Source organism: Actinoplanes sp. HUAS TT8, from assembly GCF_051380535.1.
Lineage (GTDB): Bacteria > Actinomycetota > Actinomycetes > Mycobacteriales > Micromonosporaceae > Actinoplanes.
Genome location: NZ_CP195646.1, coordinates 10,001,065 through 10,027,837, shown reverse-complemented (window position 1 = coordinate 10,027,837; position 26,773 = coordinate 10,001,065). Strand labels below are relative to the sequence as shown.

23 protein-coding genes are annotated in these 26,773 nt (G+C 70.3%); 9 read left to right on the top strand and 14 right to left on the bottom strand.

Features of this window, described 5'->3' with window-relative positions:
- Nucleotides 1-3: 3 nt before the first annotated feature.
- Together ACSHV8_RS44760 and ACSHV8_RS44755 are read left to right on the top strand one after the other, a co-directional pair.
- Nucleotides 4-1,101 (top strand): S8 family serine peptidase, encoded by a 1,098-nt coding sequence (locus ACSHV8_RS44760; RefSeq protein WP_436526356.1) that lies wholly within the window; start codon nt 4-6, stop codon nt 1,099-1,101.
- A gap of 411 nt (nt 1,102-1,512) precedes the next feature.
- On the top strand, nt 1,513-2,127 hold the full coding sequence (locus ACSHV8_RS44755; RefSeq protein ID WP_436526354.1) for a Maf family protein: 615 nt from the start codon (nt 1,513-1,515) through the stop codon (nt 2,125-2,127).
- A 100-nt stretch (nt 2,128-2,227) separates the two neighbouring features.
- Here the strand turns inward: ACSHV8_RS44755 and ACSHV8_RS44750 are convergent, their stop codons facing one another.
- On the bottom strand, nt 2,228-3,007 hold the full coding sequence (locus ACSHV8_RS44750) for an ArsR/SmtB family transcription factor (protein WP_436526352.1): 780 nt from the start codon (nt 3,005-3,007) through the stop codon (nt 2,228-2,230).
- A 109-nt stretch (nt 3,008-3,116) separates the two neighbouring features.
- Here ACSHV8_RS44750 and ACSHV8_RS44745 point away from each other — a divergent pair, with 109 nt between their 5' ends.
- Nucleotides 3,117-4,868 (top strand): acetyl/propionyl/methylcrotonyl-CoA carboxylase subunit alpha, encoded by a 1,752-nt coding sequence (locus ACSHV8_RS44745; protein WP_436526350.1) that lies wholly within the window; start codon nt 3,117-3,119, stop codon nt 4,866-4,868.
- Here the strand turns inward: ACSHV8_RS44745 and ACSHV8_RS44740 are convergent.
- From ACSHV8_RS44740 to ACSHV8_RS44725, 4 genes are read right to left on the bottom strand one after another with little or no spacing between them, the layout of a single operon-like run.
- On the bottom strand, nt 4,865-5,497 hold the full coding sequence (locus tag ACSHV8_RS44740) for a TetR/AcrR family transcriptional regulator (protein ID WP_436526348.1): 633 nt from the start codon (nt 5,495-5,497) through the stop codon (nt 4,865-4,867). The two genes, ACSHV8_RS44745 and ACSHV8_RS44740, sit on opposite strands and share 4 nt — an antisense overlap.
- Before the next feature lie 33 nt (nt 5,498-5,530).
- Complete coding sequence (locus ACSHV8_RS44735; protein ID WP_436526346.1) at nt 5,531-6,376, bottom strand: transglutaminase family protein; 846 nt, start codon at nt 6,374-6,376, stop codon at nt 5,531-5,533.
- Nucleotides 6,373-7,311, bottom strand: coding sequence for an alpha-E domain-containing protein (locus tag ACSHV8_RS44730; RefSeq protein WP_436526344.1), 939 nt, complete (start codon nt 7,309-7,311; stop codon nt 6,373-6,375). The genes ACSHV8_RS44735 and ACSHV8_RS44730 overlap by 4 nt, the downstream gene beginning before the upstream one ends.
- Nucleotides 7,312-7,321: 10 nt before the next feature.
- Nucleotides 7,322-8,872, bottom strand: a complete 1,551-nt coding sequence (locus ACSHV8_RS44725) for a circularly permuted type 2 ATP-grasp protein (protein WP_436526342.1) — start codon at nt 8,870-8,872, stop codon at nt 7,322-7,324.
- A gap of 338 nt (nt 8,873-9,210) precedes the next feature.
- Between ACSHV8_RS44725 and ACSHV8_RS44720 the strand changes: the two genes are divergently transcribed.
- Nucleotides 9,211-9,903, top strand: coding sequence for a DedA family protein (locus ACSHV8_RS44720; RefSeq protein ID WP_436526340.1), 693 nt, complete (start codon nt 9,211-9,213; stop codon nt 9,901-9,903).
- Here the strand turns inward: ACSHV8_RS44720 and ACSHV8_RS44715 are convergent.
- Complete coding sequence (locus ACSHV8_RS44715) at nt 9,830-11,230, bottom strand: NAD(P)H-quinone dehydrogenase (RefSeq protein ID WP_436526338.1); 1,401 nt, start codon at nt 11,228-11,230, stop codon at nt 9,830-9,832. The two genes, ACSHV8_RS44720 and ACSHV8_RS44715, sit on opposite strands and share 74 nt — an antisense overlap.
- Nucleotides 11,231-11,359: 129 nt before the next feature.
- Here ACSHV8_RS44715 and ACSHV8_RS44710 point away from each other — a divergent pair, with 129 nt between their 5' ends.
- Nucleotides 11,360-11,821 carry a gamma-glutamylcyclotransferase gene (locus ACSHV8_RS44710; protein ID WP_436526336.1) on the top strand — a complete coding sequence of 154 codons (462 nt, stop codon included), beginning with the start codon at nt 11,360-11,362 and terminating at the stop codon, nt 11,819-11,821.
- A 14-nt stretch (nt 11,822-11,835) separates the two neighbouring features.
- Here ACSHV8_RS44710 and ACSHV8_RS44705 read toward each other — a convergent pair whose 3' ends face one another.
- From ACSHV8_RS44705 to ACSHV8_RS44690, 4 genes are all read right to left on the bottom strand, one after another.
- Nucleotides 11,836-12,795: a GNAT family N-acetyltransferase gene (locus ACSHV8_RS44705; protein ID WP_436526335.1), complete on the bottom strand. Its 960-nt coding sequence runs from the start codon at nt 12,793-12,795 to the stop codon at nt 11,836-11,838.
- Nucleotides 12,796-12,856: 61 nt separating this feature from the next.
- Nucleotides 12,857-13,594 (bottom strand): SCO6745 family protein, encoded by a 738-nt coding sequence (locus tag ACSHV8_RS44700; RefSeq protein ID WP_436526333.1) that lies wholly within the window; start codon nt 13,592-13,594, stop codon nt 12,857-12,859.
- 348 nt (nt 13,595-13,942) lie between these two features.
- The gene (locus ACSHV8_RS44695) at nt 13,943-14,962 is read right to left on the bottom strand and encodes a hypothetical protein (protein WP_436526331.1); all 1,020 of its coding nucleotides are present in this window, start codon (nt 14,960-14,962) and stop codon (nt 13,943-13,945) included.
- A 1-nt stretch (nt 14,963) separates the two neighbouring features.
- Nucleotides 14,964-15,599 (bottom strand): MBL fold metallo-hydrolase, encoded by a 636-nt coding sequence (locus ACSHV8_RS44690; protein ID WP_436526329.1) that lies wholly within the window; start codon nt 15,597-15,599, stop codon nt 14,964-14,966.
- Between the two features lie 141 nt (nt 15,600-15,740).
- On the opposite strand from ACSHV8_RS44690, the gene ACSHV8_RS44685 reads away from it, so the two are divergent.
- On the top strand, nt 15,741-16,634 hold the full coding sequence (locus ACSHV8_RS44685; RefSeq protein WP_436526327.1) for a DUF4349 domain-containing protein: 894 nt from the start codon (nt 15,741-15,743) through the stop codon (nt 16,632-16,634).
- A gap of 735 nt (nt 16,635-17,369) precedes the next feature.
- On the opposite strand, the gene ACSHV8_RS44680 is transcribed toward ACSHV8_RS44685, so the two are convergent.
- Nucleotides 17,370-18,626 (bottom strand): amidohydrolase, encoded by a 1,257-nt coding sequence (locus ACSHV8_RS44680; protein WP_436526325.1) that lies wholly within the window; start codon nt 18,624-18,626, stop codon nt 17,370-17,372.
- A 422-nt stretch (nt 18,627-19,048) separates the two neighbouring features.
- Between ACSHV8_RS44680 and ACSHV8_RS44675 the strand changes: the two genes are divergently transcribed.
- Both ACSHV8_RS44675 and ACSHV8_RS44670 read left to right on the top strand, forming a co-directional pair.
- Nucleotides 19,049-20,932 carry a protein kinase domain-containing protein gene (locus ACSHV8_RS44675; protein WP_436537239.1) on the top strand — a complete coding sequence of 628 codons (1,884 nt, stop codon included), beginning with the start codon at nt 19,049-19,051 and terminating at the stop codon, nt 20,930-20,932.
- A 23-nt stretch (nt 20,933-20,955) separates the two neighbouring features.
- Nucleotides 20,956-22,605: a phospho-sugar mutase gene (locus ACSHV8_RS44670; protein WP_436526323.1), complete on the top strand. Its 1,650-nt coding sequence runs from the start codon at nt 20,956-20,958 to the stop codon at nt 22,603-22,605.
- Nucleotides 22,606-22,629: 24 nt separating this feature from the next.
- Here ACSHV8_RS44670 and ACSHV8_RS44665 read toward each other — a convergent pair whose 3' ends face one another.
- Nucleotides 22,630-23,313, bottom strand: coding sequence for a GOLPH3/VPS74 family protein (locus ACSHV8_RS44665; RefSeq protein WP_436526321.1), 684 nt, complete (start codon nt 23,311-23,313; stop codon nt 22,630-22,632).
- A 174-nt stretch (nt 23,314-23,487) separates the two neighbouring features.
- Here ACSHV8_RS44665 and ACSHV8_RS44660 point away from each other — a divergent pair, with 174 nt between their 5' ends.
- Nucleotides 23,488-24,012 carry an acyltransferase gene (locus ACSHV8_RS44660; RefSeq protein WP_436526319.1) on the top strand — a complete coding sequence of 175 codons (525 nt, stop codon included), beginning with the start codon at nt 23,488-23,490 and terminating at the stop codon, nt 24,010-24,012.
- A gap of 74 nt (nt 24,013-24,086) precedes the next feature.
- Here the strand turns inward: ACSHV8_RS44660 and ACSHV8_RS44655 are convergent, their stop codons facing one another.
- The gene (locus ACSHV8_RS44655; RefSeq protein WP_436526317.1) at nt 24,087-25,370 is read right to left on the bottom strand and encodes a nucleotide sugar dehydrogenase; all 1,284 of its coding nucleotides are present in this window, start codon (nt 25,368-25,370) and stop codon (nt 24,087-24,089) included.
- 154 nt (nt 25,371-25,524) lie between these two features.
- Nucleotides 25,525-26,769: a hypothetical protein gene (locus ACSHV8_RS44650; RefSeq protein ID WP_436526315.1), complete on the bottom strand. Its 1,245-nt coding sequence runs from the start codon at nt 26,767-26,769 to the stop codon at nt 25,525-25,527.
- Between the last annotated feature and the right edge of the window lie 4 nt (nt 26,770-26,773).

Below are 26,773 nucleotides of genomic sequence, written 5' to 3'. Positions count from 1 at the left end.
AGAATGCAGATTCAACGCCACCTTCTCCTCGCCATTGCACTGATCACAACACTTCCTCCGGTCAACTTCACAAAAGAAGACGAAGTGCGCAGTTCTGAATGGTTTTTGGATTCCCTCTCGATCAAAGAGGCTCACTCCATCAGCACCGGCGCCGGAATAACAATCGCCCTGCCCGACACCGGAATACGTAGCCACCGGGACTTCAAGAGCAACTTAAGCGGCGGGGTTGATCTAATAGAAAGCGGGACGGATCCATTAGAAAACGACAAAGTCGGCCACGGCACCGAGATGGCCGGAATAATCGTCGGCCATGGGCATGGCCAGAGTGACGGCGTTCTCGGCATAGCCCCAGAATCGAAGTTGATACCAATAAAGACGTCCAACGGGCCCGGGTTCGAGCCGAAAGTTGCGGCTGGCATATCTTTTGCTATCGCGAGCGGAGCCGAGATCATAAATGTCTCGTCCGGAAGTGGCCCGTCGCAGGAAATCAGCCAGGCCGTCGCCTCGGCAATCGATGCAGACATCGTAGTAGTGGCCGCATCGGGGAACGATTTTCGAGCCGTCAAAATCGGCTACCCGGCAGCACTTCCAGGAGTTCTTGCAGTCGGGGCGATCGGCAAGGATGGAGCCGTTGCAGACTTCTCTATACCTGGATCTAACGTAGGGCTTTGCGCACCCGGAACTGAAATAGTAACGACAGGCCTAAACTCTTCTTACAGAATCGTCGAAGGCACTTCAGCGTCGACTGCAATTGTCTCTGGCGCAGCGGCGCTAGTCCGAGCAAAATTTCCCAGCTTGTCGGCACCTGAGGTTATTCATCGACTCACGGCCACGGCAACTGATATTGGACCGCCCGGATGGGATGAGCAGTGCGGTTATGGGGTGCTCAACATCATTAAGGCGCTGACTGCCGATGTCCCGCCGCCGGATGGTGGGGGTGTGAGCAGTTCGGAGGCCGCTTCGACAGGGGTAGCGGATAAGCCCCTAGACAAGGGCAACCAGCTGAAGGTTGGGCTGCTCAGCGGGATTGCGGCCATGCTGGCTGGTGGGGTGTTTGTTGCTTTCTTGGCAACTAGGCGACGGAATCGTGAGCAGCTGTAGGGCGGGAGCCGGGACAGCGAGCGCGACCGGCCTGCCGCGACGGTCACGAAGTACGGCTCGGCATACGCAAGGCGCGCAACTCCGCAGACGCGACACGTGACCCGGCACAGGCAAGCGGGAAGGGGTATGGCTCGGAACGAGCAAGATACGTGGCTCGGCGCAGGCCGACGCGTAACTCGGCACAGGCGAGCGGGGAACGCATGGCCCCACGAGCGGCGGAGGTGCGGGCTGGGCACTGGTTGATGCAGATACGCGGCCCGGGCTGGGATAAATGCAGTGTGGGGTCGGCGGACTTGAGTTGCGGGATGGGGTCTTCGGGGCGGGCCGGGGCCGGGGGATTGCTGGGTTTGTGGGTGGAAGATGGGGCTTGCGTGCACTTTTGGGTGGCGCGGGCTTGTAGTCTCACTTTTTGTGCAGAGTGACAACGCGTACCGGCTGATTCTTGCGTCGGCCAGCCCTGCTCGGCGGGCACTGCTCACCGGGGCCGGGATCGACGCTGAGGTGATCGTCAGTGGGGTGGACGAGAGCGTCGTGGAGGCCGAGGACGCGTACACCTTGAGTCTGGCGTTGGCGCGGATGAAAGCGCGGACCGTGGCGGCTGAACTGCCGGCGGATCCGGGGGCGCTGGTGCTCGGGTGTGACTCCGTGCTGGCTTTCGAAGGGGAGATCTTCGGGAAGCCGGCCGATGCGCGGGAGGCGGCTCAGCGGTGGATGGCGATGCGGGGTAAGTCCGGGGTGCTGCACACCGGGCATCATCTGACCGGGCTGGTCAGTGGGCGGCAGGCGGAGGCGGTCGGTACGACTGTGGTGCACTTCGCGGACGTCACCGATGCCGAGATCGAGGCCTATGTCGCTTCCGGGGAGCCTTTGCAGGTGGCTGGGGCGTTCACGCTTGACGGCCGGGGCGGGGCGTTCGTGGAGCGGATCGAGGGTGATCCCGGGAACGTGATCGGGCTGTCGCTTCCGCTGTTGCGCACGTTGCTCGCGCAGATGGATGTTCCGATCACCACACTCTGGCGGAACTGACCGATCGTGTGATTCCGCCGCCCGTGATTGTGGGCGGCTCCGGGACCACACACGCTAGGCAAAAACGACAAAGCGGCGCGGCCAGGACCTGCGACGAGGGCTATTCCGTCGGTAGCGGGGAGCCCGTCTCCAGGTAGGTCTTCAGGTTGGAGAGGACCGACGGCCACCCTTGGCTCACGTTCTCCAGCACCGTGCTGCCCTCGTCGAAGTCGTCGTGGGTGACGGTCAGCTTGACCAGGCGGCCCATCGGCTCGATCTCGAATGTCACCTTGGAACGGCCCTCGGCCGTGACCGCTTTCAACCATTCGTCGGAGAATCCGTGTTTGGCCGCGAACTCCGGGGTGAAGGTGTGCCAGGTGTACGACAGGCGTGACCCCGGCACCGATTCCAGCACCACTTGAGCCGGGTCGGAGATGTCCAGGCCGCCGACCGTCCAGGTGATCGGTGAGCCGACCTGCCAGTCGCTGTCGAATTCGACTCCCCAGTACTGGCTGGTGAAGGCCGGCTCGGTGAGGGCCTGCCAGAGTTTGTCCGGCGTGGTCGCGATGTACGTGGTGTAGACGAAGCTCATCGGTGTTCCCTCCAGCGCGGTTTTCAGGTCGGCGAGCGCTTGAACGCGCCCGCGGTGGTATCGGCTGATCCAGCGGTCGGCGATGGCGTTGACCGGTTCGACGTTGAGGTGGTGCAGCTTTTCCCGGCCGCGCCGGCTGGTGGTGACCAGGCCGGCGGCCTCCAGTTGGGCCAGGTGTTTGCTCACCGATTGCCGGGCCATGCCCAGCCCGGAGCAGAGTTCGCGCAGGGTCTGCCCGTTTTGCCGGTTCAGGCTGTCGAGCAGGTGCCGGCGGCTCGGGTCGGCCAGCGCTTTGAACACTTCGTCCATACCACGCACCACGATAGGCAGCCTAGAGGCTGCCTATCGGAGAGGCAAGAACACGAGAAGCACTCACAGGGGCCGCGACGCCGCACTGAACTGCCGTTAGGCTCTAGCCGTGCGGAAGATATTGATCGCCAACCGCGGCGAGATCGCCCTCCGGGTCATCCGGGCCTGCAAGGACGCCGGCCTCACCAGCGTCGCCGTCTACGCCGACAGTGATCGCGACGCGCCACATGCCCGGCTCGCCGACGAGGCGTACGCACTGGACGGCGAGACCGCCGCCGACACGTCCCTCAGAATCGACAAACTGCTGGAGATCGCCAAAAAGGCTGAAGCCGACGCCGTACACCCTGGGTATGGGTTTTTGTCGGAGAACTCGGACTTTGCCGAGGCAGTGATCGCGGCCGGGATCACCTGGATCGGGCCCAGCCCTCAGGCGATCCGTGACCTCGGGGACAAGGTGACCGCGCGGCACATCGCCCAGCGCGCCGGCGCGCCCCTGGTCCCCGGCACGCCGGATCCGGTCGAGAACGCCGGTGAGATCGTCGCGTTCGCGGAGCAGCACGGGCTGCCGGTGGCGATCAAGGCGGCGTTCGGCGGTGGCGGGCGTGGGCTGAAGGTGGCACGCACGATCGAGGAGATCCCGGCGCTGTTCGAGAGCGCGACGCGGGAGGCGGTGGCCGCGTTCGGTCGCGGCGAGTGCTTCGTCGAGCGGTACCTGGACCGGCCGCGGCACGTCGAGGCCCAGGTCATCGCCGACACGCACGGGAATGTCGTGGTGGTCGGCACGCGTGACTGCTCGCTGCAGCGCCGTCACCAGAAGCTGGTCGAGGAGGCGCCCGCGCCGTTCCTGACCGACGAGCAGCGCGCCGAGATCCACGAGAGTGCGAAGGCGATCTGCCGCGAGGCCGGTTACTACGGCGCCGGCACGGTGGAGTACCTGGTCGGGCAGGACGGGACGATCTCGTTCCTGGAGGTCAACACGCGGCTGCAGGTGGAGCACCCGGTCAGCGAGGAGACCGCCGGCATCGACCTGGTCCGGGAGCAGTTCCGGATCGCGGCGGGCGACCCGCTGCCGATCACCGAGGACCCGGTTCCGCGCGGGCACGCGATCGAGTTCCGCATCAACGGTGAGGACGCGGGCCGCGGATTCCTGCCCGCGCCGGGCACGGTCTCGGCGCTGACCTGGCCGTCCGGGCCGGGCGTACGGGTCGATTCGGGTGTCGAGGCGGGCAGTGTCATCGGCGGGAACTTCGACTCGATGCTTGCCAAGATCATCGTCACCGGCGCGACGCGGCAGGAGGCGCTCGAACGTTCCCGCCGGGTGCTGGACGAGACGGTCATCGAGGGCATCGCCACGGTGCTGCCGTTCCACCGGGCGGTCGTGCGCGACGAGGCGTTCACCGGCGAGCCGTTCACCGTGCACACCCGGTGGATCGAGACCGAGTGGAACAACGAGGTGCCGCCGTTCAGCGCCCCGGCCGCCGCCGGCGGCGAGGCCGCCGAACGCGAGACCGTCGTGGTCGAGGTCGGCGGCCGCCGCATCGAGGTCCGCCTTCCCAAAAACCTGATTTCCGGTACGGGCGGAGCCACCCCCCAGCAAAAGCGGACCGCCCGCCCCCGGGGCGCCGCCGCCGCCACGACCGCGAGTGGCGCCAGCCTGACCGCGCCGATGCAGGGCACCATCGTCAAGGTCGCCGCGCAGAACGGTGACGTCGTCAACGAGGGCGACGTGATCGTGGTCGTCGAGGCGATGAAGATGGAGCAGCCGCTCTCCGCCCACAAGTCGGGCACCGTCGCGGGCCTGTCCTTGGAGGTCGGCGCCACGGTCACCGCCGGCGCGGTCGTCTGCACGATCGACGACTAACCCATCTGGCGGACGCGGCCCAGGATCTGCCGGGCCGCCTCCTCCGGATCCTCCTGGGTGCTCTCCGGGAACGCGCCGCTCAGCCACAGCGTGGCGAAGCCGTGGACCATCGACCAGGCGGCCAGCCCGACCTCGCGTACCTCATCGGAGACGAGCTCGGCGGTGCCTTCCCGCGCGGGGCGGGCCGGGCTCGCCGCGGTCGGGCCGGCCAGCGGCGCGTCCGGCAGGTCGGTCATGCCGGCGTAGAGCGCGTCGGCCGCCTGCCGCCGCGCGGCCAGCAGTTCCGGGTCGGCCGCGTGGTAGAGGTCGGTCCGGAACATCACCTCGAAGGTGGCCCGGTCGGCCAGCGCGAACCGCAGGTACGTGACGCCCAGTTCGAGCAGGCTGTTGCTGGCCAGCCGCGAGGTGGCCAGCGCCTTGGTCAGGCGTTCGAAGCCGTCGGTGGCGAGCGCGGTGAGCAGGCCGGCCTTGTCGGCGAAGTGGTGGGCCGGGGCGGCGTGCGAGACGCCGGCCCGGCGGGCGAGGTCGCGCATGCTCAGGGCGTTGACGCCGGAGTCGGCGATGGCTTCGGCGGCCGCTTTCAGCAGCGCTTTCCGGAGGTCACCGTGGTGGTAGCTCTGCCTGGTCACCGAACCAGGATAACTAGTCACTGCCAAGATGCCTCAGCGTAGGCGGGTGATGGTGACCTCCACGCTCTGGCCGGTGCTGGGCGGGCCGGCGTAGATGCCCTTCAACGGCGGCACGTCGTCGTACTCGCGACCGCGCCCGACCACCACGTGCCGCAGCCCGATCGGCACCCCGTTGGTCGGGTCGAACGACGTCCACCGTCCGGCCCACCACTCCACCCAGGCGTGGCTCTGCCCGACGACGCTCTCGCCGATCTCGGCCGACGGTTTCGGGTGCAGGTAGCCCGAGACGTAGCGAGCCGGCAGCCCCAGCGCCCGCAGCATCCCCACGGCCAGGTGGCTCAGGTCCTGGCAGACGCCTTTGCGCTGTTCCCAGGCGTGCAGTGCGTCGCTCTGGACGCCGGTCGAGCCGGGCACGTACGCCACCTCGGCCCGCACGAACTCGCAGACCGCCATCGCCGCCGCCTGCGGGGTGTCGTGCCGGGCGCGCAGCTCGGCCACGATCGCTTCCAGGGACGCGTCGAGCCGGGTCCGCGTGGTCGGCAGCAGCAGCTCGTACCAGCGGTCGGTGTCGAACGCCCAGGTCCCCTCGGACAGCAGATCCCCCGGCGGCAGCGTCTCGACCGTCGAGGAGGCCGACACGGTCAGCTCCTCGTGACCGGCGTGCACGTCGAACGCGGTGACGACGGTCCCCCAGTAGTCCTCGTACCGGTAGGTGCGCGCGGGCGGCCACACCTCCACCTTGGCGTCGAGCACGGCCTGGCGGGCGTCGTTGCGGGGCCACATCCGCGCCTCGTTGTACGAGGAGGACACCTGACCGCCGTACGCCGAACCGGTCTTGTGTTCGATCTTGAGTCGCCAACTGTCGACCGATGAGGTCACGCCACCGCTCCTGACACCCAGTTGACCGCCGAGGTCTGGCGGAAGTATCGACGCGAGACCGCCTCGTTGACCTGCGAACATGTCCGTTCCAGGCTCACCAGCACCGCGTTCAGGTCGCTGACCAGCTCGTCGGCGCCCCGGAACTCCAGACCGGTGCGGGCCCGTCCGACGATGCGCTGGGCGTCGGTGGCCACGCCGGCCCGGCCGGGGTCGGGTTCGAGGTCGGCCAGGCAGCTCTCGGCGACCGACAGCGCGGCGAAGACCGAGCGCGGGAACAGCCGGTCCAGCAGCAGGAACTCGGCCGCGTGCCGGTCGTCGAGCGCGCCCCGATACGTACGCAAAAAAGTCTCCCAGGCCCCGGACGACCGCAAGAGGGTCAGCCAGCTCGGGATGCTGCCGCCCGCTCTTTCGTGGGTGCGCAGCAGCCGCGCGGTCATGTCGACGCGCTCGATGTTGCGGCCGAGCACCAGGAAGATCCAGCCCTCGTCCCGGCTCATGGTGGCGTCGGTGAGCCCGGCCATCACCGCGCCGCGGTCGCGCACCCAGCGGAAGAACGCGTGCACGCCCTGCGATTCGACCTGGCCGGGCGCGCGGGCGAGTCCGTGGTAAGTGGCGTTCAGGCACTCCCACAGGTCGGCCGAGATGATCTCGCGGCAGCCGCGGGCGTTCTCCCGGGCGGCGGCCAGCGCGCCCACCACCGAGCTGGGACTGCTCTGGTCCAGGCCGAGCAGTTCGATGACCCGGGCCGAGGTGAACGGGCCCTCCTCGACGGTCATGCCCATCACCCCGAACAGCGATCGGCAGGCCGAGTCCTCGCTGGTCCAGGGGTCGGCCAGGATCCGCTGCAGGTGCACGTCGAGGATCCGGGCGGTGTCCTCGGCGCGTTCCACGTAGCGACCGATCCAGTACAGCGATTCGGCGATGCGACTCAGCACGACCCACCCCTCACTGCTGCTGTTGTTCTTCGGCCGGCGACGGCCCGGGGCCCGGATCGGGGCGGCTCGCGGTCGGTAGCGGCGCCGGTTCGGCCGGCCGATCCGGCACCTCGAACGGCACGGCGTCGTCGGGCGAGGCCAGCACCCAGGTGTCCTTGGAGCCGCCGCCCTGACTGGAATTGACCACCAGGGCGCCCTCCGGCAGCGCCACCCGGGTCAGGCCGCCGGGCAGCACCCAGATCTTCTCGCCGTCGTTGACCGCGAACGGCCGCAGGTCGACGTGCCGCCCGCGCAGCCGGTCGCCGATGAGCGTCGGCACCATGGAGAGCTTCACCTCGCGCTGCGCGATCCAGCCACGAGGATTCTTCAAGATCTTTTCGCGTACGGCGTCGATCTCGTGCCGCATCGCCTGGGAACCGATCACGATCCCGGCCCCACCGGCCCCGTCGACCGGTTTGAGCACCAGCTCGTCCAGGTGGTCGAGCACGTGTTCGAGCACTCCGGGGTCGTCCAGCCGGTAGGTGTCCACGTTCGGGAGCAGCGGCTCCTCGTTCAGGTAGTACCGGATCAGATCCGGGACGTACGTGTAGAGCAGCTTGTCGTCGGCCACCCCGTTGCCGACCGCGTTGGCGATCGTGACCCGCCCGGCCCGGGCCGCGTTGAGCAGCCCGGCCACGCCGATGATCGAGTCGGCCCGGAAGTGCACCGGGTCCAGGTAGTCGTCGTCGATCCGCCGGTAGATCACGTCCACCCGCTGCTCGCCGGCCGTGGTCCGCATCGCCACCGCGTTGCCGACCACGATCAGGTCCCGGCCCTCGACCAGTTCGACGCCCATCTCGCGGGCGATCAGCGCGTGCTCGAAGTACGCCGAGTTGTAGACGCCCGGGCTGAGCACCACCACGGTCGGGTCGCTGATCCCGGCCGGGGCGGCCGCCCGCAACGCCCGCAGCAGCATCGCCGGGTACGACTCGACCGGCCGGATCCGGGTGGCCGCGAACACCTCGGGCAGCACCTGGGCCATGGCCCGGCGGTTCTCCATCACGTAGCTGACCCCGGACGGGATCCGCACGTTGTCCTCGAGCACCCGGAACGTGCCCTGCTCGTCCCGGATCAGGTCGACGCCGGCGACGTGCACGCGCACGCCGTTCGGCGGGTTGATCCCGGCCGCCGCGCGCAGGAAGTGCGCGCTGGTCGCGATGATCCGCCGGGGCACGATGCCGTCGGCCAGCGCGTGACCGGGGCCGTAGACGTCGGCCAGGAACGCCTCAAGGGCCCGGATGCGCTGGGCCACGCCCAGCTCGACGTCGCGCCACTCGGCCGCGGCGATGATCCGGGGCACGATGTCCAGGGGGAACGGCCGCTCGACGCCCTTCAAGGCGAACGTGATGCCCTGGTCCAGGAACGCCCGGGCCAGCACCTCGGCTCGTACGCCGAGCTCCGCGCTCGACAGCGGCTGCAGGGTCTCGTGCAGCGCCTCGTAGCTCGCCCGGGGCACACCGAGCTCGGAGAACATCTCGTCCCAGCCGGGGCCGAGGCGGTACTCCTCGAAAAGATCCGCCATGGCTGGAATCTAGGGGCGGTTCGTTGCCGACGTGTTTCCGCTCTTTACGAGAGCTGCTCATGATCAATCAAAGGGCGGGCCGCCGATACGGGACCTACCGGCGGCCCGCGGCCACGGCGCGTCGGAACGGGGGATCCGGCGCCGGCGGGCACACCCAACGGTACGCCCCGCCGTTGTGGACACTTGGAAAACCAGGGGCGGTACGGGGTCTTTCGGTCGTAGCGTGGCGGGCATCACGGCCTGGTTCGGAACGGGGAGGCGCATGCTGAGCACAGCGCTCTCTCAGGTGCGCTCACGGAGAATGCCGTGAGCCCTGAATCCGCGAGGTGGCCCCGGCGATGACCGATCTGCTGACGATGGTGACCTCGCCCCTGTGGGTCTACCTCGCGCTCTTCGGTTTCCTGGCCGTGGACGCGCTGATCCCGGTCATCCCGATCCAGGCCATCATGATCACTTCGGGCGCGCTGACCGTCTACGGCGACCTGCATCTGGCCCTGGTGATCCTGATCGGCGCGCTCGGCATGTTCACCGGCGACGCCGCCGCGTTCGCGCTCGGGCGCTCGACCGGGCATCGGCTCGACGCGTTACGCGCCCGATTCGCCCCGCGGAGCGAGGAAGGTGAGAATTCGCGCGCCCGGCAGGCCGCCGAGCGTTTCACCCGCGGTCTGCGACGCCCCGGCCCACTCGTGATGCTGCTGTGCCGGTTCGTCCCCGGCGGCCGGATGGCATCCGGCTATCACGCCGGCCGCACCGGCTACCCGATCCGATACTTCGTCGGATACGACGGCGCGGCCTCGCTCGGCTGGGCCTGCTACGGCGGACTGGTCGGGCACCTCGGCGGCACCGCGGTCACCCAGTCCGCCTGGCGGCTGTTCGCGATCGCGGCCGGCGCGGCCCTGGTCTTCGGGACGGCCGGCTGGATCCTGGCCCTGTTCGGCGGGAAACCCGAGAAACCGGCTACTGAATCTCGTGCTGCATCAGCTGACGAGCAGCTTCCGCGATCGAACCCGACAGCGACGGATAGATCGTGATCGTGTGGGCCAGCTGGTCCACGGTCAGGTTGTTCTCGATCGCCATCGTGATCGGCAGGATCAGCTCGCTCGCCTTCGGCGCCACCACCACGCCACCGACGATCTGACCGGTCGCCGGGCGGCAGAACAGCTTCACGAACCCGTCCTGCAGGCCGGCCATCTTGGCCCGGGCGTTCCCGGTCAACGGCAGCATCACCTGGCGGGCCGGAGTGCGCCCGGAATCCACCTCGTTCTGCGAGACGCCGACCGTGGCCAGCTCCGGGTCGGTGAACACGTTGGCCGACACCGTGCGCAGCCGCAGCGGGGCGACCGCCTCACCCATCGCGTGCCAGATCGCGATCCGGCCCTGCATGGCGGCGACGCTGGCCAGCGGCAGCACACCGGTGCAGTCACCGGCCGCGTAGATGCCGGGCACGTTGGTGCGCGACACCCGGTCGACGGTCACGTAGCCGCCGTTGCCGACCGCCACCCCGTACTCGGCCAGACCCAGGTCGCTCGTGTTGGGGACGGCGCCGACCGCGATCAGCGCGTGCGACGCCTCGATCACCTTGCCGCCGGACAGGGTCACCCGCACGCCGTCACCAGTGTTCACCACCGAGTCGCCGCGGGACTGGCTGAGAATCGTCATCCCCCGGTCGCGGAACACCCGCTCGATCGCCATCGCGGCGTCGGCGTCCTCGTGCGGCATCACCCGCTCGCGGCTGGAGACCAGGGTCACCTTCACGCCCATGGCCAGGTAGGCGCTGGCGAACTCGGCCCCGGTCACACCGGAACCGATGACCACCAGGTGCTCGGGGAGCTCGGTCAGGTCGTACACCTGACGCCAGTCGAGGATGCGCACGCCGTCCGGCCGGGCGGTCGGCAGCACCCGCGGGGTGGCACCGGTGGCCAGCAGGACGGTGTCGGCCTCGACCGCGTACTCCGCGCCCTCGGCCGGGGTGATCAGCACCTGGTGGGTGTGACCGAGCCGGTCCTCGCCCAGCCGGGCCCGGCCGCGGACCACGTCCACCCCGGCCTTGACCAGCTTGGTCTGGATGTCGCCGGACTGCGCCAGCGCCAGCTTCTTCACCCGCTCGTTGACCGCCACGGCGTCGACGCTGACCCCGTCCAGGCCGCTCGAACGGATCCCGAAAGCGTCGTTGTTGCGGTAACCGGTCATCACCTCGGAGCTGGCGATGAACGTCTTGGACGGCACACAGTCGGTCAGCACACAGGCACCACCGGGCCCGTCCGCCTCGACCAGGGTCACATCGGCATCGAGCTGGGCGGCGACCAGGGCCGCCTCATACCCGCCCGGTCCCCCACCGATGATCACGATCCGACTCACTGTTCCCCGACCTCCAATTAATGGCAGAGCCATCCCCGCAGGGGAAAAACCCGCTTCGAAACCCACGGGGTGTGCCGACACGCACGTTCCATATTCTCACCGACCGTCATTGGGACTATCGTCGTCGCCGTGCGTCACTACGCCGCGTATGGCTCGAACCTGGACCCAGCCCGCATGCTGGCCTACTGTCCGCACTCCCCCATGGTCGGGGTCGGGTGGATCGAAGGCTGGCGCCTGACCTTTGCCGGAGAAGGGGAAATGGGCTGGGAGGGTGCGGTGACGACGATCGCCGAGTCACCCGGCGACCGCGTCTTCGTCTCCGTCTACGACGTGCATCCGTGGGATGCCTCACAGCTCGACGAGGTCGAGGGCGTGCCCGCCGGGACGTACCAAAAACTCACCGTGCGTGTATCGACCCTCGACGGTGAGGTGCCCGCGTGGGTCTACGTCTACGCCGGCTACGAGGGCGGCCTGCCCACCGCGTGGTATCTCTCCGAGATCGCCACCGCGGCCGAGAAGGCCGGCGCACCCGACGACTACGTCAGCGACCTGCGCCACCGCCCGACCCGGACGGCGTCCCCCGAGGTCTGACCGCGACCCGCGGCCTAGCTCCCGGCCGCGGTCACCGTGGTCTGGTACACGTTCGCCCGGTAGAGCGGGGACATCCCGACCTTCCGGTAGAGGCGTGCGGCCTCGGTCGGGTTGGCCATGTCCACGCCGAGCCCGGCCAGCGGGCGGCCCTTCCCGGCGTAGACGGCGAACGCCCGGCGCAGCAGGGCCTCACCCAGACCCCGCTTCCGGTACGGCCGCAGCACCGCCAGGAAGCGCACCCACCCCTCGTTCGCGTCGTCGTCCGGCTCGGTCGACTGCAGCACCCCGGCCACCTCGCCGTCCGCCTCGGCCACGAACCACTCGTCGAACGGGCCCGACCCGAACTGGCGCCGCCAGTCCTCGTACGCCATCGAAGGGTGATCCGAGTCCAGGAACGCCTCCTCGATCACCGCATGGAAGCGCCGCATCTCCCCGTCGTCGTCCGGGCGCACCGGCCGGATCGTCACGCCCGCGGGCGGCTCCGGCACCTCGGGCGACACGCCGTCCAGGGTCATCCGCATCCGCGCGTGCTGCTTGAGGAACGTGAACCCGGCCGCGGTCAGCGCCTCGATGTACGTCGTCTCGTTCGGGATCGCGCCCGCCCGCACCGTGTACACGTCGTGACCCAGCTCGGCCGCCCGCTCGGCCATCCGGCCCATGATCAGGTCGAGCAGCGGGCGCTGGGCCGGGACACCGCGCTCCGGCCACACGTACACCTCGACGAAGTCCCGGGCACCGCCGGTCGGATTCTGCGGATAGGCCCAGCCGGCGATCTCCCCGTCCGCGTCGAAGGCCAGCCAGCAGTCCCGGTCAATGTCCGTGTTCGGGCCGGTCAGCTCCTGGCGCACCTCGTCCGCGCTGAAGTCGGGCTCGCCGACCGCGGCGATGTCGCTGGCGTGCACCAACCCCAGGATCTGTGGCACGTCGTCGAGGGTGGGGCGGCGAGTGGTCCATCCGGGCGGCAGCACGCTCATGCCCGGCATCCGACCACGCCCGCCGGCCGGATGCCAATCGATTTCACCCAGCCGGGCATCCTCAACGCGTAAACCGGTGCGAAAGCGACTCCAGGAGGCCGGCCAGCTCGATCCGCTCCGGGCCGGCCAGGCTCCCCCACGCCTGCCCGGCCAGCGAATTCGCCACCGACTCGGCCCACATCAGGCGCCGCACCAGCGGACCGGCCGACGGATAGGGCGACTGCCACCCCAACGCGACCGCCCCGGTCTCCCCCTCCGGCCCGGCGATGATCGCCTCCAACGGGGTCAGGCCACCGGCCCGGACGGCGATCACATACACCCCCTGGCGGTGCTCGTGCAGCAGATGCAGCAGCACCGCGGCCCGCGCGCCCGGCTCCTGGCTCGGCATCGGCAACGCCCGCCACGCCGCGAACAGCGGCAGCCCGGCCGGATCGACCGCACCCACCACCCGCTCGGCCAGCTCCAGCAGACGACTCAGCCGCGGGAAACCCCCGACCTGCTCGGCGCCCCAGGTGCACAGCTCACGCAGATGCCAGTTGGCCACCTCGGACGGCTGCGAACTCTTGGCCGTCGCCTCCCACCCCTCGGTGACCGCCTCGGGCGCGATGAACGCGATCGCCGCCGCCACCGTCTCCGGCCGCACGTCGCCGAGCGCCCCGGCCCGGGCCGACACGTGATAGGCCCAGCCGGACAATCCGAGCAGGCGGGCCCGCCGCAACGTTTGCGGGGACTCGGCGAAGGCTCCGACGATGGTGGCGACGCTCGCCCTGGCGTTGGCGGCTGCCTGTTCGGGGGTCACCGCCCGATTCTGCTCTGCCTGACCGATTAAGAAAACGCTCTACTTGTCCGCCGATGGCCAAAATCAACATCAAATTCTTCATTGCCTATCTCCGCCGGGGTACAGACCGTCGCTCCCGCGGGGACCCTTCCGACCCTCGCAGGCCGCTGGCGCGGCCAAAACGCGAGGCCCGAAAGGGCGACGTGGTCGGGTGGTCCCGGAACCCCGTATCGGCTCCCACCCCAGCGATCAGTCCACCTCGCCGGCCGGGCCGCCGGATCAGTCCACCTCGCCGGCCGGGCCGCCGGATCAGTCCACCTCGCCGGCCGGGCCGCCGGATCAGTCCACCTCGCCGGCCGGGCCGCCGGATCAGTCCACCTCGTCGAGGGCGGCCTGGACGTCGCCGACCCGGCGGCGGGCGGCTGCGGCCTCGCGTTCCGCGGTGCGGCGGGCCAGCTTCCGGCGGCCGACCTCGGCCACGGCCTCGGTGCGCCGTCGTTCCAGCTCGGCCAGCTCCGCTTCCAGGTCGTCGACCAGACCCTCCGCGTCCCGCTCGGCCGACTCCGCCCGTTTCAGCTGGTCATCGGCCCGGCGCTCGCCGGCTTCGGCCGCGCTCAGCTCCCGTTCCAGCTCCCGCCGGCGCCGTTCCGCCTCTCGCCGCCGGCGCTCCCGGTCAGCCCGTTCCCGCGCCTCCCGAGCCGCATCTTCCCGGCTCGCCTCGCCAGCCCCTTTGCCCCGGCCCGCACCGCCCTGGCCCACGCCGCCCTGGGCCGCACCGCCTTGGGCCACGCCGCCCTGGGCCGGGCCGCTGCCCTCCTCGTCCCAGCCCTCGTCCGCCGGGCCCGGCAAAACGGAAATTTCCGAATCGTCGTCATCGCCGCCGGTGATCAAACGCAGCCGAGGCCGCGGCACCTCCCCGAACCCGGCATACGCCGCCGCCCTGATCAGCCGCCCGGTCCGCACCTGCCCGGCGACCTCCGGATCGGCCAGCGCCGCCGTCAGCGTCGCCTCCACCTCACCCAGCGGCAGCTTCGCCGCGCCCGCCCCCGCCGCCACGGCCAGCTTGCGGGCCGCCGTCACCAGCGCCGACACGAACGCCCGGCGCTGCTGCGACAACTCCCGCAACTGATCGCCCTGCAACTCACGCTGGGCCGCCCGGAGCGCCCCGGAGAGCTCCACCAGCTCGGCGATCAGATCCGGACGCCTGCGGGCCAGCAGATTCACCACCCACGCGGCCACGGTCGGCTTCTTGAGCGCGCCCAGCCGCTTGGCCGTCTCCCGGTCACCGGCCGCCCGGGCCTGCTCGACCGCGGCCGCCCGGGTCGCCACGAAACCGTCCGGCGGCTCCTCGTAGAGCCGCCGGACCACGTCGTCGATCACGTCCGGCACGTCAGTCAAGCGTGGTGCCGGGTGCCAGGTGCTGGTACCGCGTCTGCGAGAAGTTCTCCAGATGACCGTCGGAGACGGCCGCACCCCGCTCGTTGATCAGCCCGTCGTGGATCGCGAAGGCGCGACCCGGCTTGACCGCCCGGACGAACCCGATCGCCTCGGAGATCTTCATCCACGGCGCGTTCAGCGGGACGCAGAGCGCATCGACGGTCGCGCCCTCGGGCACCACGAACGAGTCACCCGGGTGGTAGACGTTCGTGCTCCCATCCGAGATCAGGTAGCCGAGGTTGGCGATCCGCGGGATGTATTCGTGGATCACCGCGTGCTGACCGCCGTACGCCGAAAGGGTGAAGCCGGCGGCCTCGAACTCCTCGCCGGGCACCACCGGCGTGGTCGCCTCGGCGACCTCGCCGAGCTTTTTCAGGACCTCCTCGTGCGCGAAGATCCGCAGATCGGGTCGGCGTCCCACCGCCGCGGTGACCGCCGCGACGTCGAGATGGTCGAAGTGCTCGTGGGTGATGACCACGGCATCCGCACCGTCCAGAGCCGACTTCTCGGAGAATTCGCCCGGATCGACGACGAGCACCCCCGCCCCCTCGATCCGTAGACAGGCATGAGTGAACTTCGTGACACGCACGGTGCTCCTCCGTCGCTGAATCGTGACCGGTCAACTCGCAGTCTGCCGGAACCGGGAACCGGCCGCCGAACGTCCCAGCGGTCAGTCGTACCGACGATCGGAGTTGCCATGCGTAAACGGGGATATATATGGCTCGGTGCCGTGCTCCTGAGCGGCGCCCTTCTGGCCGGATGCGGCGCCGACGGCGCATCCGACAACAGCACGTCCAGCGGCGCCGACAAAGCGGCCGCGCCCGCCGTCGGCGGGGCCGCCGATCAGGGTGAGGCCCAGGCCGGCGCCACCACCGAGGGCAAGGACACCCCCGCCGGGGCGCCCGACCTGAGCGTGGACCAGCGCTCGATCATCTACACCGGAAGCATCACGATCCAGGTCAAGGACGTCAACGCGGCGGCCGCCCAGGCCACCGGGATCGCCGCCGGCACCGGCGGATTCATCGGCGGCGACGACCGGCAGAGCGGTGGCGACGGCACCGACACGGCCACGCTGAAACTGCGCATCCCGGCCGCCAAGTTCTCGTCCGCGCTGGAGCAGATCGCCAAGCTCGGCTCCGAGAAGAACCGGGCGATCAACACCGAGGACGTCACCGAACAGGTCGTCGACCTGGACGCACGGATCGCCGTCCAGCAGGCCCGGGTCGACAGCGGCCGCAAACTGCTCGGCCAGGCCAAGTCCCTGAACGACCTGGTCATGCTCGAGAAGGAGGTGGCCACCCGGGAGTCCGACCTGGCCTCGTTGCAGGCCAAGAAGCGGCGCCTGGCCGACCTGACCGCGCTCAGCACGGTCACCGTGGTGCTCCTCGGACCGGATGCTCCGACCCCCGTGGACAACAACGACCCGCCCGGCTTCCTCGGCGGCCTGTCCAACGGCTGGCACGCCCTGGTCGACTCCCTGGCGATCCTGCTCACCGTCCTCGGCGCGCTCCTGCCCTGGATCCTCGCCCTCGGCCTGCCCACCTGGGCCGTCCTCCACCTGCGCCGCCGCTACCTCCGCACCCGCCCGGAGCTCCCGCCCGCCCAAACCCCAACCACCCCCTAACCCAGCCCTCAGCCCCAGCCAAGCCCCACCAGCCGGCCTCACGGCCGCAACACGCCGCGCCAGACAGCCACCAGCACCAGCCGAACCCCGACAGCTGGCACTCACGGCTACGACACGCCGCGCCAGACAGCCACCAGCGCCAGCTGGGGGCCGGTGGCTGGTGCTGACGGCTGTGACACGCCGGGTCGGACAGCCGTGAGCGCCAGCTGGGGGCAGGCGGCTGGTGCTGACGGCTGTGACACGCCGGGTCGGACAGCCGTGAGCGCCAGCTGGGGGCAGGCGGCTGGTGCTGGCGGTTGTGACACGCCGGGTCGGACAGCCGTGAGCGCCAGCTGGGGGCAGGCGGGTGGGGTGCGCCGGGGTGGGGTGACCGGAAGGGGCGAGTGGGTGGGGCGCGGCTGGGGAGTGAGGGGTGGCGGCCTTGCGGGGTTCTTTGAAGCTGGACCACCCACGGACGTCGCCCTGGAGGGCTGAGTGTTTTGGACGCGCAGCGGCCAGCTCAGCCCGGAAGGGTCCCCGCGGGAGCGGCGGTCTGGACCACAGCGGACCTGGGACATGAAAAAGCTCTAACCCGGAAGCCGCCAGCCGGGAGCGACCAGCCCGGTCATGCCCGGCATAGCGCGCCGGCGGAAGCCCGCCGGGTCATGACGCCGGAACGCTCCGGTTGACAGGGCGGAACGCGCCGGCGGGAAGACGAGATGCGTCGGTGGGTGGGGCAGAGGGCCTGGGGGTGGGCTAGAAGGCGCCGGCGGAGAGGGCGCCGAGGGCGGTGTGGACCATGACGCGGATGCCGTGGCCGATGCAGGTCTCGTCGACGTCGAAGTCGCCCTGGTGCAGGTCGTGGCGGACGTCGGAGCCGGGGACGGCCGTGCCCAGGCGGATCATCGAGCCGGGGACGTGTTCGAGGTAGAACGAGAAGTCCTCGCCGCCCATGCTGATCTCGGCTTCGACGACCCGGTCGGTGCCGAGGGCGGCGGCGGCCGCGCCCGCGATGATCGCGGTGGCCATCCGGTCGTTGATCACCGGGGGGACGCCGCGGGTGTATTCGACGTCGACCTCGACGCCGGTCGCGGCGACCACGTCGCGGATCAGTTTGGTGACCATTTCGGGGGCTTCGCGCCAGGCGTCCCGGTTGAGCATGCGGATCGTGCCGCTCATCTCGCCGGTGCCCGGGATGGCGTTGAACGCCTGGCCGGCGTGGACCGAACCCCAGACCAGGGAGACGCCGGCGCGCGGGTCGACGCGGCGGTCGAGCAGGGCCGGGACGTCGACGATGACCCGGCCGAGGGCGTGCACCAGGTCGGCGGTCAGGTGCGGGCGGGCGGTGTGGCCGCCGGGGCCGGAGAGTTTGACCCGGACGGTGTCGGCGGCGGCGGTGAACGGGCCGGAGCGGACCCCGACCAGGCCGGCCGGCAGCTGCGGGTAGCAGTGCAGGGCGTAGATCGCGGCGACGTCCTTGAGCCCGCCGGCGGCGATCACCTCGGGCGCGCCGGACGGGATGGCCTCCTCGCCCGGCTGGAACAGCAGGCGCACCCGGCCGGGCAGTTCGCCCCGCTCGTGGAGCTGAGCCAGGGCCAGGCCGAGGCCGAGCAGGATGGTGGTGTGCACGTCGTGGCCGCAGGCGTGGGCGACTTTCTCGACGGTGCTGCGGTACGGCACGTCCTTGAGGTCGTGCAGCGGCAGCGCGTCCAGGTCGGCGCGGAACGCGATGACCCGATCACCCTCGCCGATGTCGCAGATCACACCGTTTCCGCGCGGCATCAGGCGTGGCGAGAGCCCGGCAAGGGTCAGTTCGCGGGCGATCAGGGCGGCCGTCTCGAATTCGGAGTGTGATCGTTCCGGGTGGGCGTGGAGGTGCCGACGAATCGCTACGAGCTCGGCTCCCCGGGCAGCGAGCCAGCGGTCGAGCTGGCCGGACAGGGGGTCGGCGCCGGGCTGAGGCTCGGGCCAAGCCGTATCGGCACCGTCGGGTGCCGTCAGAGCAGTAGTCACGTCGACTTCCAGATCACTCTCGAATTTCGTCGGATTTTGCGACGCGCGACAGCTTAATCCGATTCTGGTCACGCTGTGTAACGGTCGGGTAAACATGACCGGCCCCGTGGTGCGGTGCTGCGGACGGTTCGCCGCGGCGCTCGGGAGATCGTCCCGGGCCGCCGACTCCATCAACGGGTAGCGAATCGCGGAGGTGACGCGACACACCACGAGTACGTTTCACAGGCCGGAGGTGTTCCACCCCAACCGTAGGTCGTCCGCGCTCGCCGCGGCGGCCTTCACGGGATCCACCGTCGGCCACCCTGTCACTACCCTCGGTCGTTTCCCGATGAACACTCCGGGCGCGACTTTCGTTGCGGCAGGCGAGCGGGCAAGATAGCTCCGTTGGCCCAGCCCCCTAGACCCCCTCGGTGGCATCCTCAGTGACTCAGATCCCGACGTGGAGCAGCGGTGACGCGGCTTCCCTCAACGGACGTGCTGCCCCGGGCACGCTGATCGGCGGGCGGTACACGCTGCGCGCCGCAGTGGGTCACGGCGGCATGGGCACGGTCTGGCGCGCGGCGGACACGCTGCTGCGCCGTGACGTGGCCATCAAGGAGGTCATCCTCCCGCCCGGCCTGGCCCCGAGCGACCGCGACTCGATGTATGAGCGGACCATGCGCGAGGCCCGGGCCGCCGCCGCGCTGCAGCATCCCGCGGTCGTCCAGGTCTACGACGTCGTCCACGAGAACGGCCGTCCCTGGATCGTGATGGAGCTGCTGGACGCGCGCAGCCTCGCCGACATGGTGATCGAGGACGGGCCGGTCTCGGCCCGGGTCGTCGCCAAGATCGGCATCGCCCTGCTGGGCGCGCTCGAGGTGGCCCACGCGCACGGCGTGCTGCATCGCGATGTGAAGCCGGCCAACGTGCTGATCTGCAACGACGGTCGCTGCGTGCTGACCGACTTCGGTGTCGCGCGGATGCCCACCGACGTGCAGCTGACCACCCCGGGCATGGTGCTCGGCTCGCCGCACTTCATCTCTCCCGAGCGGGCCATGGGGCAGGACTTCGGGCCGCCCAGCGACCTGTTCTCGCTCGGCGTGACGCTGTACACGGCGATCGAGGGCCGGCCGCCGTTCGACAAGGGTGACCCGATCGAGACGATGCACGCCGTGGTCGAGGACCCGCCCGCCCCGGTGGTGCGGGCCGGTTCGCTCACCCCGGTGCTGATGGGCCTGCTGGAGAAGAACCCGGCCCAGCGGATGGACGTGCAGACCGCCCGCACCCTGCTGCGGCAGCAGCTGGCCGGCCCGCTGGCCAGCAAGAACCCGCCGCACATGATGACCGACCCCTATTCGGTGGTGCCCGGTCCGCGGCCGGTGTCGACGCCGCCCGCGGCCGAGACCCAGGCGATCCCGCCGTCCGGTCAGATCGGCGGCCGGGCGATGCTCTCGCCCGGCGAGTCGCTGACCGACCACCTGAGCAAGCTGGAGCAGCAGAATTCCGGTGGTGGCCGCCGCCGGGCGCCCGAGCCCGCTCCGGCCTACCCGACCGCCGCCACCAGCGTCATCCCGCCGCAGAACTCGTGGCAGCCGCAGGGCGGCGGCACCCGCCCGGGCACGGTGGTGACCTCCCCGGCCGCAAAGCGCCGCATGGTGGTGCAGAACATCACCGGCACGGTCAAGGAGAAGTCCGGCCAGGCCGTCGAGACGTTCCGGGGCTGGCCGCGGAACAAGCAGCTGGCGGTCGGCGGGGGCGGCGTGGCCGCGCTGCTGGCGATCATCCTGATCTTCTCGCTGACCGGTGGGGGCGGCGACCAGCCGCAGGCGCAGACCCCGGTCTCCGGCCCGCAGGCCAGCTCGGCCGCGTCCGGCGGCGACGTGCCGACGCAGGACTACAAGGGCAACAAGGCCATCTCGGTCAAGGTGCCGGCGGGCTGGAAGCGGACCGTCGGCGGCACCACCTACGTGGACTACATCGACCCGGCCGACAAGCTGCGCAAGGTGCGTGTGCTGGCCGAGCCGGGCAAGGCCACGCCGGAGAAGTTCGTCACCAGCAACGCGCCGACCGGGCTGAAGAAGTCGGCCAACTGTCCGGCCCCGTTCAAGTCGATCGGGACGAACACCGACGTCAAGATGGCCGGTCGGGACGCCGCCGAGCTGGAGTACACGTGCGGCACCGGTGACGCCATGCGGCACGGTATCTGGCGGATGACGCAGGTCGACGGGACGATGTATTCGTTCTTCCTGACCACTCCGGCCGCCGAGTTCGACGACAGCAAGAAGTATTTCGACACCATGGCGGAGAGCTTCCAGCTCAACCTGTGACGGCTCTGTGCTATCAATCCGTAATGGCACCAGAAGTTGATATTGAGCTGAGGGCGACAGCCGAGGCCTGGCTCGCGGACGATCCCGATCCGGCGAGCCGGGCCGAGTTGCGTGAACTGATCGACGGGCTGCCGGCCACCGCCGCCGAGCTTCGTGACCGGTTCGCCGGGCCCCTCACGTTCGGCACGGCCGGGCTGCGGGGCCGCCTGCGCGCCGGCCCGAACGGGATGAACCTCGCGGTGGTCACCCGCGCCGCGGCCGGGCTGGTGGCCTGGCTGGCCGATCAGGGCGGCCGGGGTCCGCTGGTGATCGGGTTCGACGCCCGGCACGGTTCCCGCGAGTTCGCCGAGCAGACCGCCCGGGTGGCGACCGGCGCCGGCCGCGAGGCGCTGCTGATGCCCGGGGTGCTGCCCACGCCGGTGCTGGCCTACGCGGTGCGCGCTCTCGACGCGGTGGCCGGGGTCATGGTCACCGCCAGCCACAACCCGCCGCAGGACAACGGCTACAAGGTCTATCTCGGCGCGCAGCTGGGCGGCCCGGCCGGCTCCGGCGCGCAGATCGTGCCGCCGGCCGACGCCGGCATCGAGGCCGCCATCCGGGCGGTCGCGAGCGGCGCCTCGGTCCCGCTGGGTGATGCCGGCACCCTTCTCGATCAAAAGATCATTTCCGGGTACGTGGGTAGCGCCGCCGCCGTCCTGACCGAGAACGGCCCGCGCGATCTGACCGTCGCCTACACCCCGTTGCACGGTGTCGGCGGCGAGACCCTGGTGGCCGCGTTCGCCGCCGCCGGTTTCGCCGCCCCGGCGGTCGTCGCCGACCAGGCCGAGCCGGACCCGGAGTTCCCGACCGTCGCGTTCCCCAACCCGGAGGAGCCGGGCGCGATGGATCACCTGATCGCGCTGGCCGAGACCACCGGCGCCGACCTGGCCATCGCCAACGACCCGGACGCGGACCGCTGCGCCGTGGCGATCCCGGAGTCCGGCGGCTGGCGTCCGCTGCGCGGGGACGAGCTCGGGGCGCTGCTGGCCGACCACCTGATCCGGCGGGGCCGGCCCGGCACGTACGCGACCACGATCGTCTCGTCGTCCCTGCTGGGCCGTCTGTGCGCCGCGCGGGGCGTCCCGTACGCGGAGACCCTGACCGGCTTCAAGTGGATCGTCCGGGCCGCTGAGGAGCTGGCCTACGGCTACGAGGAGGCGCTCGGCTACTGCGTTGCCCCGGGCATGGTGCGCGACAAGGACGGCATCACGGCCGCGCTGACCGTCGCCGAGCTGGCCGCCGGGCTGAAGGCCGAGGGCCGCACGCTCGGCGACCGTCTGGACGAGCTGGCCGTCGAGTTCGGTGTGCACGCCACCGACCAGTTGTCGATGCGGGTGGACGACCTGGCCGAGATCGGGGCGGCGATGACCCGGGCCCGGAACGAGCCGCCGGCCGAGCTGCTCGGGACGCCGGTGAGCGAGGTCCTCGACCGGCTCCCGGAGAACGACGTGCTGACGTTCCGCACCGGCACGGCCCGGGTCGTCATCCGCCCGTCGGGGACCGAGCCGAAGCTCAAGGCGTACCTCGAAGTGGTCGAACCGGTCGGCGACGGTGACGTGGCCGCGGCCCGGAGCCGCGCCTCCGCCGGGCTGGTGGCCCTGCGCGCGGAGATCGCGGCCGTCCTCGGCATCTGACCCCTTTGAGTGTCCCCCAGGGTCTCAGGCGACCTTGGGGGCGCCCAGGGCGGCCGAGATGGCCTTGCCCAGGGTGGCGACCACCAGCGCGACGCTGGGGCGCACGATCGAGTCCTCCAGGTTGGCGCCGGCCGCGAATCCGGCCCCGGCCGCGATCGCCTCGAGGCGGCGGTGGGCGTGCTCGGCCTCCTCCGGCGGCAGTTTCAGCGCCGGCTCCATGCGAGCCGCGCAGAGCAGGGTGGCCAGGGCCGCGGTGCGCTCGTCGGGCACCGTGTCGGTGATCAGCGCCTCCTTGAGGCGGCCCCGGATCTCGGCCTCGAACGCCGGGTCGGTCGTCGGGTAGCGGTGCACGTGGATGAAGTCGAGCTGGGTCTCGTCCACGTCCTTGACGACGCCGCGGGCGCACAGGTCTTCCAGGACCCGGGTGCGCAGCCGGTGCCGCAGGCGCTGCAGCCACTGGCTCGGGGTGTGCGGGGGGTCGCCGGCCACCTTGGTGAGAACCGCGTCGGCGATCGTGTCCCCGGTCGGCGTCGAGTCCTTGACCTGCAGGTAACCGTCGACATAGGCGACCCGGCCCGCCAGCGCGAGATCGATCAGCACAGCCGCGGCCATGCCGAGATCGAGCCCGATCCGGGAGCCGATCGCTTTGCCCGTCTGATCGTCGTACGCGAGAAGTAGGAGTTCCTCGGCGAGCGGAATGGAGGTCATGGAGAAAAACATAACGGCTCGGCGCCCGACAGTCAGTCGCCGGTCGGCGGCCTTCTCGGTGCGACCGTGGAGCGAAAACCCAGGGTAACCGCCTGGTCATGCCCGGTGACGGCCCGATCGCCGAGTTGCCGAGCCGGTTTCTTGTCGGAAATCCGCGGGCGGGAGACTACCGGCATGAACTCCAACTCAACCGAGCCGTTCATCCACCCGTCGGCGGACGTGGAGGACGGCGCCCGGATCGGGGCCGGCAGCAAGATCTGGCACATCGCCCACGTGCGGGGCAGCGCCGTGGTCGGCGAGGAATGCGTGATCGGCCGCAACGTCTACCTCGACGCGAACGCGGTGGTCGGCAACCGGGTCAAGATCCAGAACAACGTCTCGGTCTACCAGGGCGTCACGATCGAGGACGAGGTCTTCGTGGGCCCGTGCGTGGTCTTCACGAACGACCTGCGGCCGCGCGCGCAGAACCCGGACTGGACGATCACCCCGACCCTGGTCAAGCGCGGCGCGTCGATCGGCGCCAACGCGACGCTGATCTGCGGCATCACGGTCGGCGAGGGCGCGATGATCGCGGCCGGCTCGGTGGTGACCAAGGACGTCGAGCCGTACCAGCTGGTGCGCGGCAATCCGGCCCGGCCGGCGGGCTGGGTCGACGAGAAGGGCGAGATCGTCAGCCGGGACCCTTCCCAGCGCCCCTGATCTGCCCTTTTGCGAGAATGGGCCCCTGGCATCTCCGCCAGGGGCCCATTCAAAACCGACTATTCGGTACGGCGTCAGCCGCCGATCACCACGCGGCGGATCGAGCCCAGCCGCTCCGGGTCGGTCACGCGCCGGCCGTCCACGACGACCTCGACGCCCGGCAGCTCGGCCGGCGTCAGGTTCCGGTACTCGGCATGGTCGGCCTGCACGATCGCCGAGTCCACGGCCTGGCCCTCCCACGCGGGCAGACCGTGGGCGACCAGCTCCTCGTCGGTGTACATCGGGTCCGAGACGTACGCGGTCGCGCCGCGCGCCTGCAGCTCCTCGACGGTCGGGAAGACGCCGGAGAACGCGGTCTCCTTGACGCCACCCCGGTACGCCGCGCCGAGCACCAGCACGCTGCGGCCCTTCAGGTCACCGACGGCGGCGGCGAGCAGATCCACCGCGTACGACGGCATGCCGGCGTTGGCCTCGCGGGCGGCCCGGACCACCGTGGCGGTCGGGTCGTTCCACAGGTAGAGCCGCGGGTAGACCGGGATGCAGTGACCGCCGACGGCGATACCGGGCCGGTGGATGTGGCTGTACGGCTGCGTGTTGCAGGCGTCGATGACCAGGTTCACGTCGATGCCGAGGGTGTCGGCGTAGCGCGCGAACTGGTTGGCCAAGCCGATGTTGACGTCCCGGTACGTGGTCTCGGCCAGCTTGGCCAGCTCGGCCGCCTCGGCGTTGCCCAGGTCCCAGACGCCGTTGCCCTGCGGCAGGTCGGCCCGCTCGTCGAAGTCGAGCACGGCCTCGTAGAACGCGATACCGGCGGCGGCCGACGACTCGTTCACGCCACCGACCAGCTTCGGGTACTTGCGCAGGTCGGCGAAGACCCGGCCGGTGAGCACCCGCTCCGGGCTGAAGACCAGGTGGAAGTCCTGCCCGGCGACCAGGCCGGAGCCCTCCTGCAGCAGCGGCGCCCAGCGGTTGCGGGTGGTGCCGACCGGCAGCGTGGTCTCGTAGCTGACCAGCGTGCCCGGGCGCAGGCCACGGGCGATGTCCTTGGTGGCCGACTCCATCCAGCCGAAGTCGGGCTTGCCGTCCGCGTCCACGAACAGCGGCACGACCACGACGACCGCCTCCGACTCGGCGACCGCGGCCGCGGTGTCGGTGGTGGCGGTGAGGAGACCGGCGGTGACCGCCTCCTTGAGCTTGACGTCGAGGTCGGCCTCACCCGGGAACGGGACCTCGCCGGCGTTCACCTTGCGCACGGTCGGCTCGGACACGTCCGCGCCGATCACGGTGTGTCCCTTCGAGGCGAACTGGACCGCGAGCGGCAGCCCGATCTTGCCCAGGGCTACGACACAGATCTTCATGCGAGAGTCTTCCTCCTTGGCGGGGCCTAGGCCTTTTTCGGAAGCGGGCTGACGCCGTTTCAGCTTCCGGGCCGGACCGACGAGACGTCGCGCCCCGAGCGTATTGACCGACACAGTGAGCCTCGACCGGCCGTCCGGCTTGACGGTGACCGTGTCAAAGAGTAGGCCACGCCGGTATCTTCGTCCGCTCCGCCTCGGCCGGAACCCGCTGCTTAGGCAGCACCGCTCTGGGTAACCGGTCCAGCGCCAGAGCCGAGGCCAGACCGAGGACGGCCGCGACCGGGATCCAGAACGGGACGATCAGCCGGTCGTACTCCGAATTCAGCGGGTGGACCAGGACCATCAGGACGCCGGTCAGGCCGGTGGCGATCCACAGCACGGCGACCGGCCGCATCCGCCGCCAGAAAACCAGAAGAACAAAGACCGCCAGGGCGATTTTGTACGGTTTCACGAGCTCGGCGCGGACGTGGTCGGGCCAGAAGTGGCGGTTGCGTTCGAGCAGCCAGCTGACCGGGTGCGGCACGTCCGGCAGCGTGTAGTGCACGGTCGCCAGGTCCTGCACGGTCTCGTTGAAGCCGGGCAGCTTGAGCACCACGCTGACCACGGTCCAGGCGACGACGGCCAGCCCGCCGAGACCGGCCAGCAGCGCCGGATTCCGCCGGCCGCCCCGGGCCACCAGCGCCGCCGGCCCACCGGCGATCAGGACCAGGCTCATCGCCATGCCACTGGCCGAGCGGACCGCGAAGAGCCAGAGCAGCGCGACGACGATGATCGGGACACCGGGCCGGACCCGGCCGCGCAGGATCAGCATGGCGCCGATCAGCACGGCCAGGTACCCGGCGATGACCCCGCTCTCGACCAGCATCCGGGTCATCGCGAAGCCCGAGGGCAGCACGAACAGCATCGCGGCGGCGAGAAGCCCGGCCCGCCGTCGGCCGGTGGCCATCCAGACGGCCAGGTAGGCCAGCGCGGCGGCCAGCAGGGCGAGCACCAGGGTCGCGGCCACCATGCCGTCCCAGACGCCCAGCACCGCGACGAACGGGGCGCCGAAGAGCGGAAAGCCCGGGCGACTGGCGAAGATCTCCCGGTAGCGTGGCTTGATGGCGCCGGTGGGGTAGGCCGTGCAGGTGGTCTTCTGGCGCTCGGCGCGCAGGGACCGGTTCATGTCCCGGCACATCAGCCGGGCCGCCTCGGTGGTGGCCGAGGTGTGGTCGACGCCGGTGAAGATCAGCGCCTGCCGCATGTACCAGAAACTGTCGCCGCTGGCGACTCGCCGCGGGTCCTGGTAACGGACGGCGAACAGCAGACCGGCGATCAGCACCACGAGAGCGACACAGCCGCCCTCGACCAGCCAGCGTCTCGACCGGACGGCCGAGAAAGGGTTCCGCGTGTCACGCATCTGG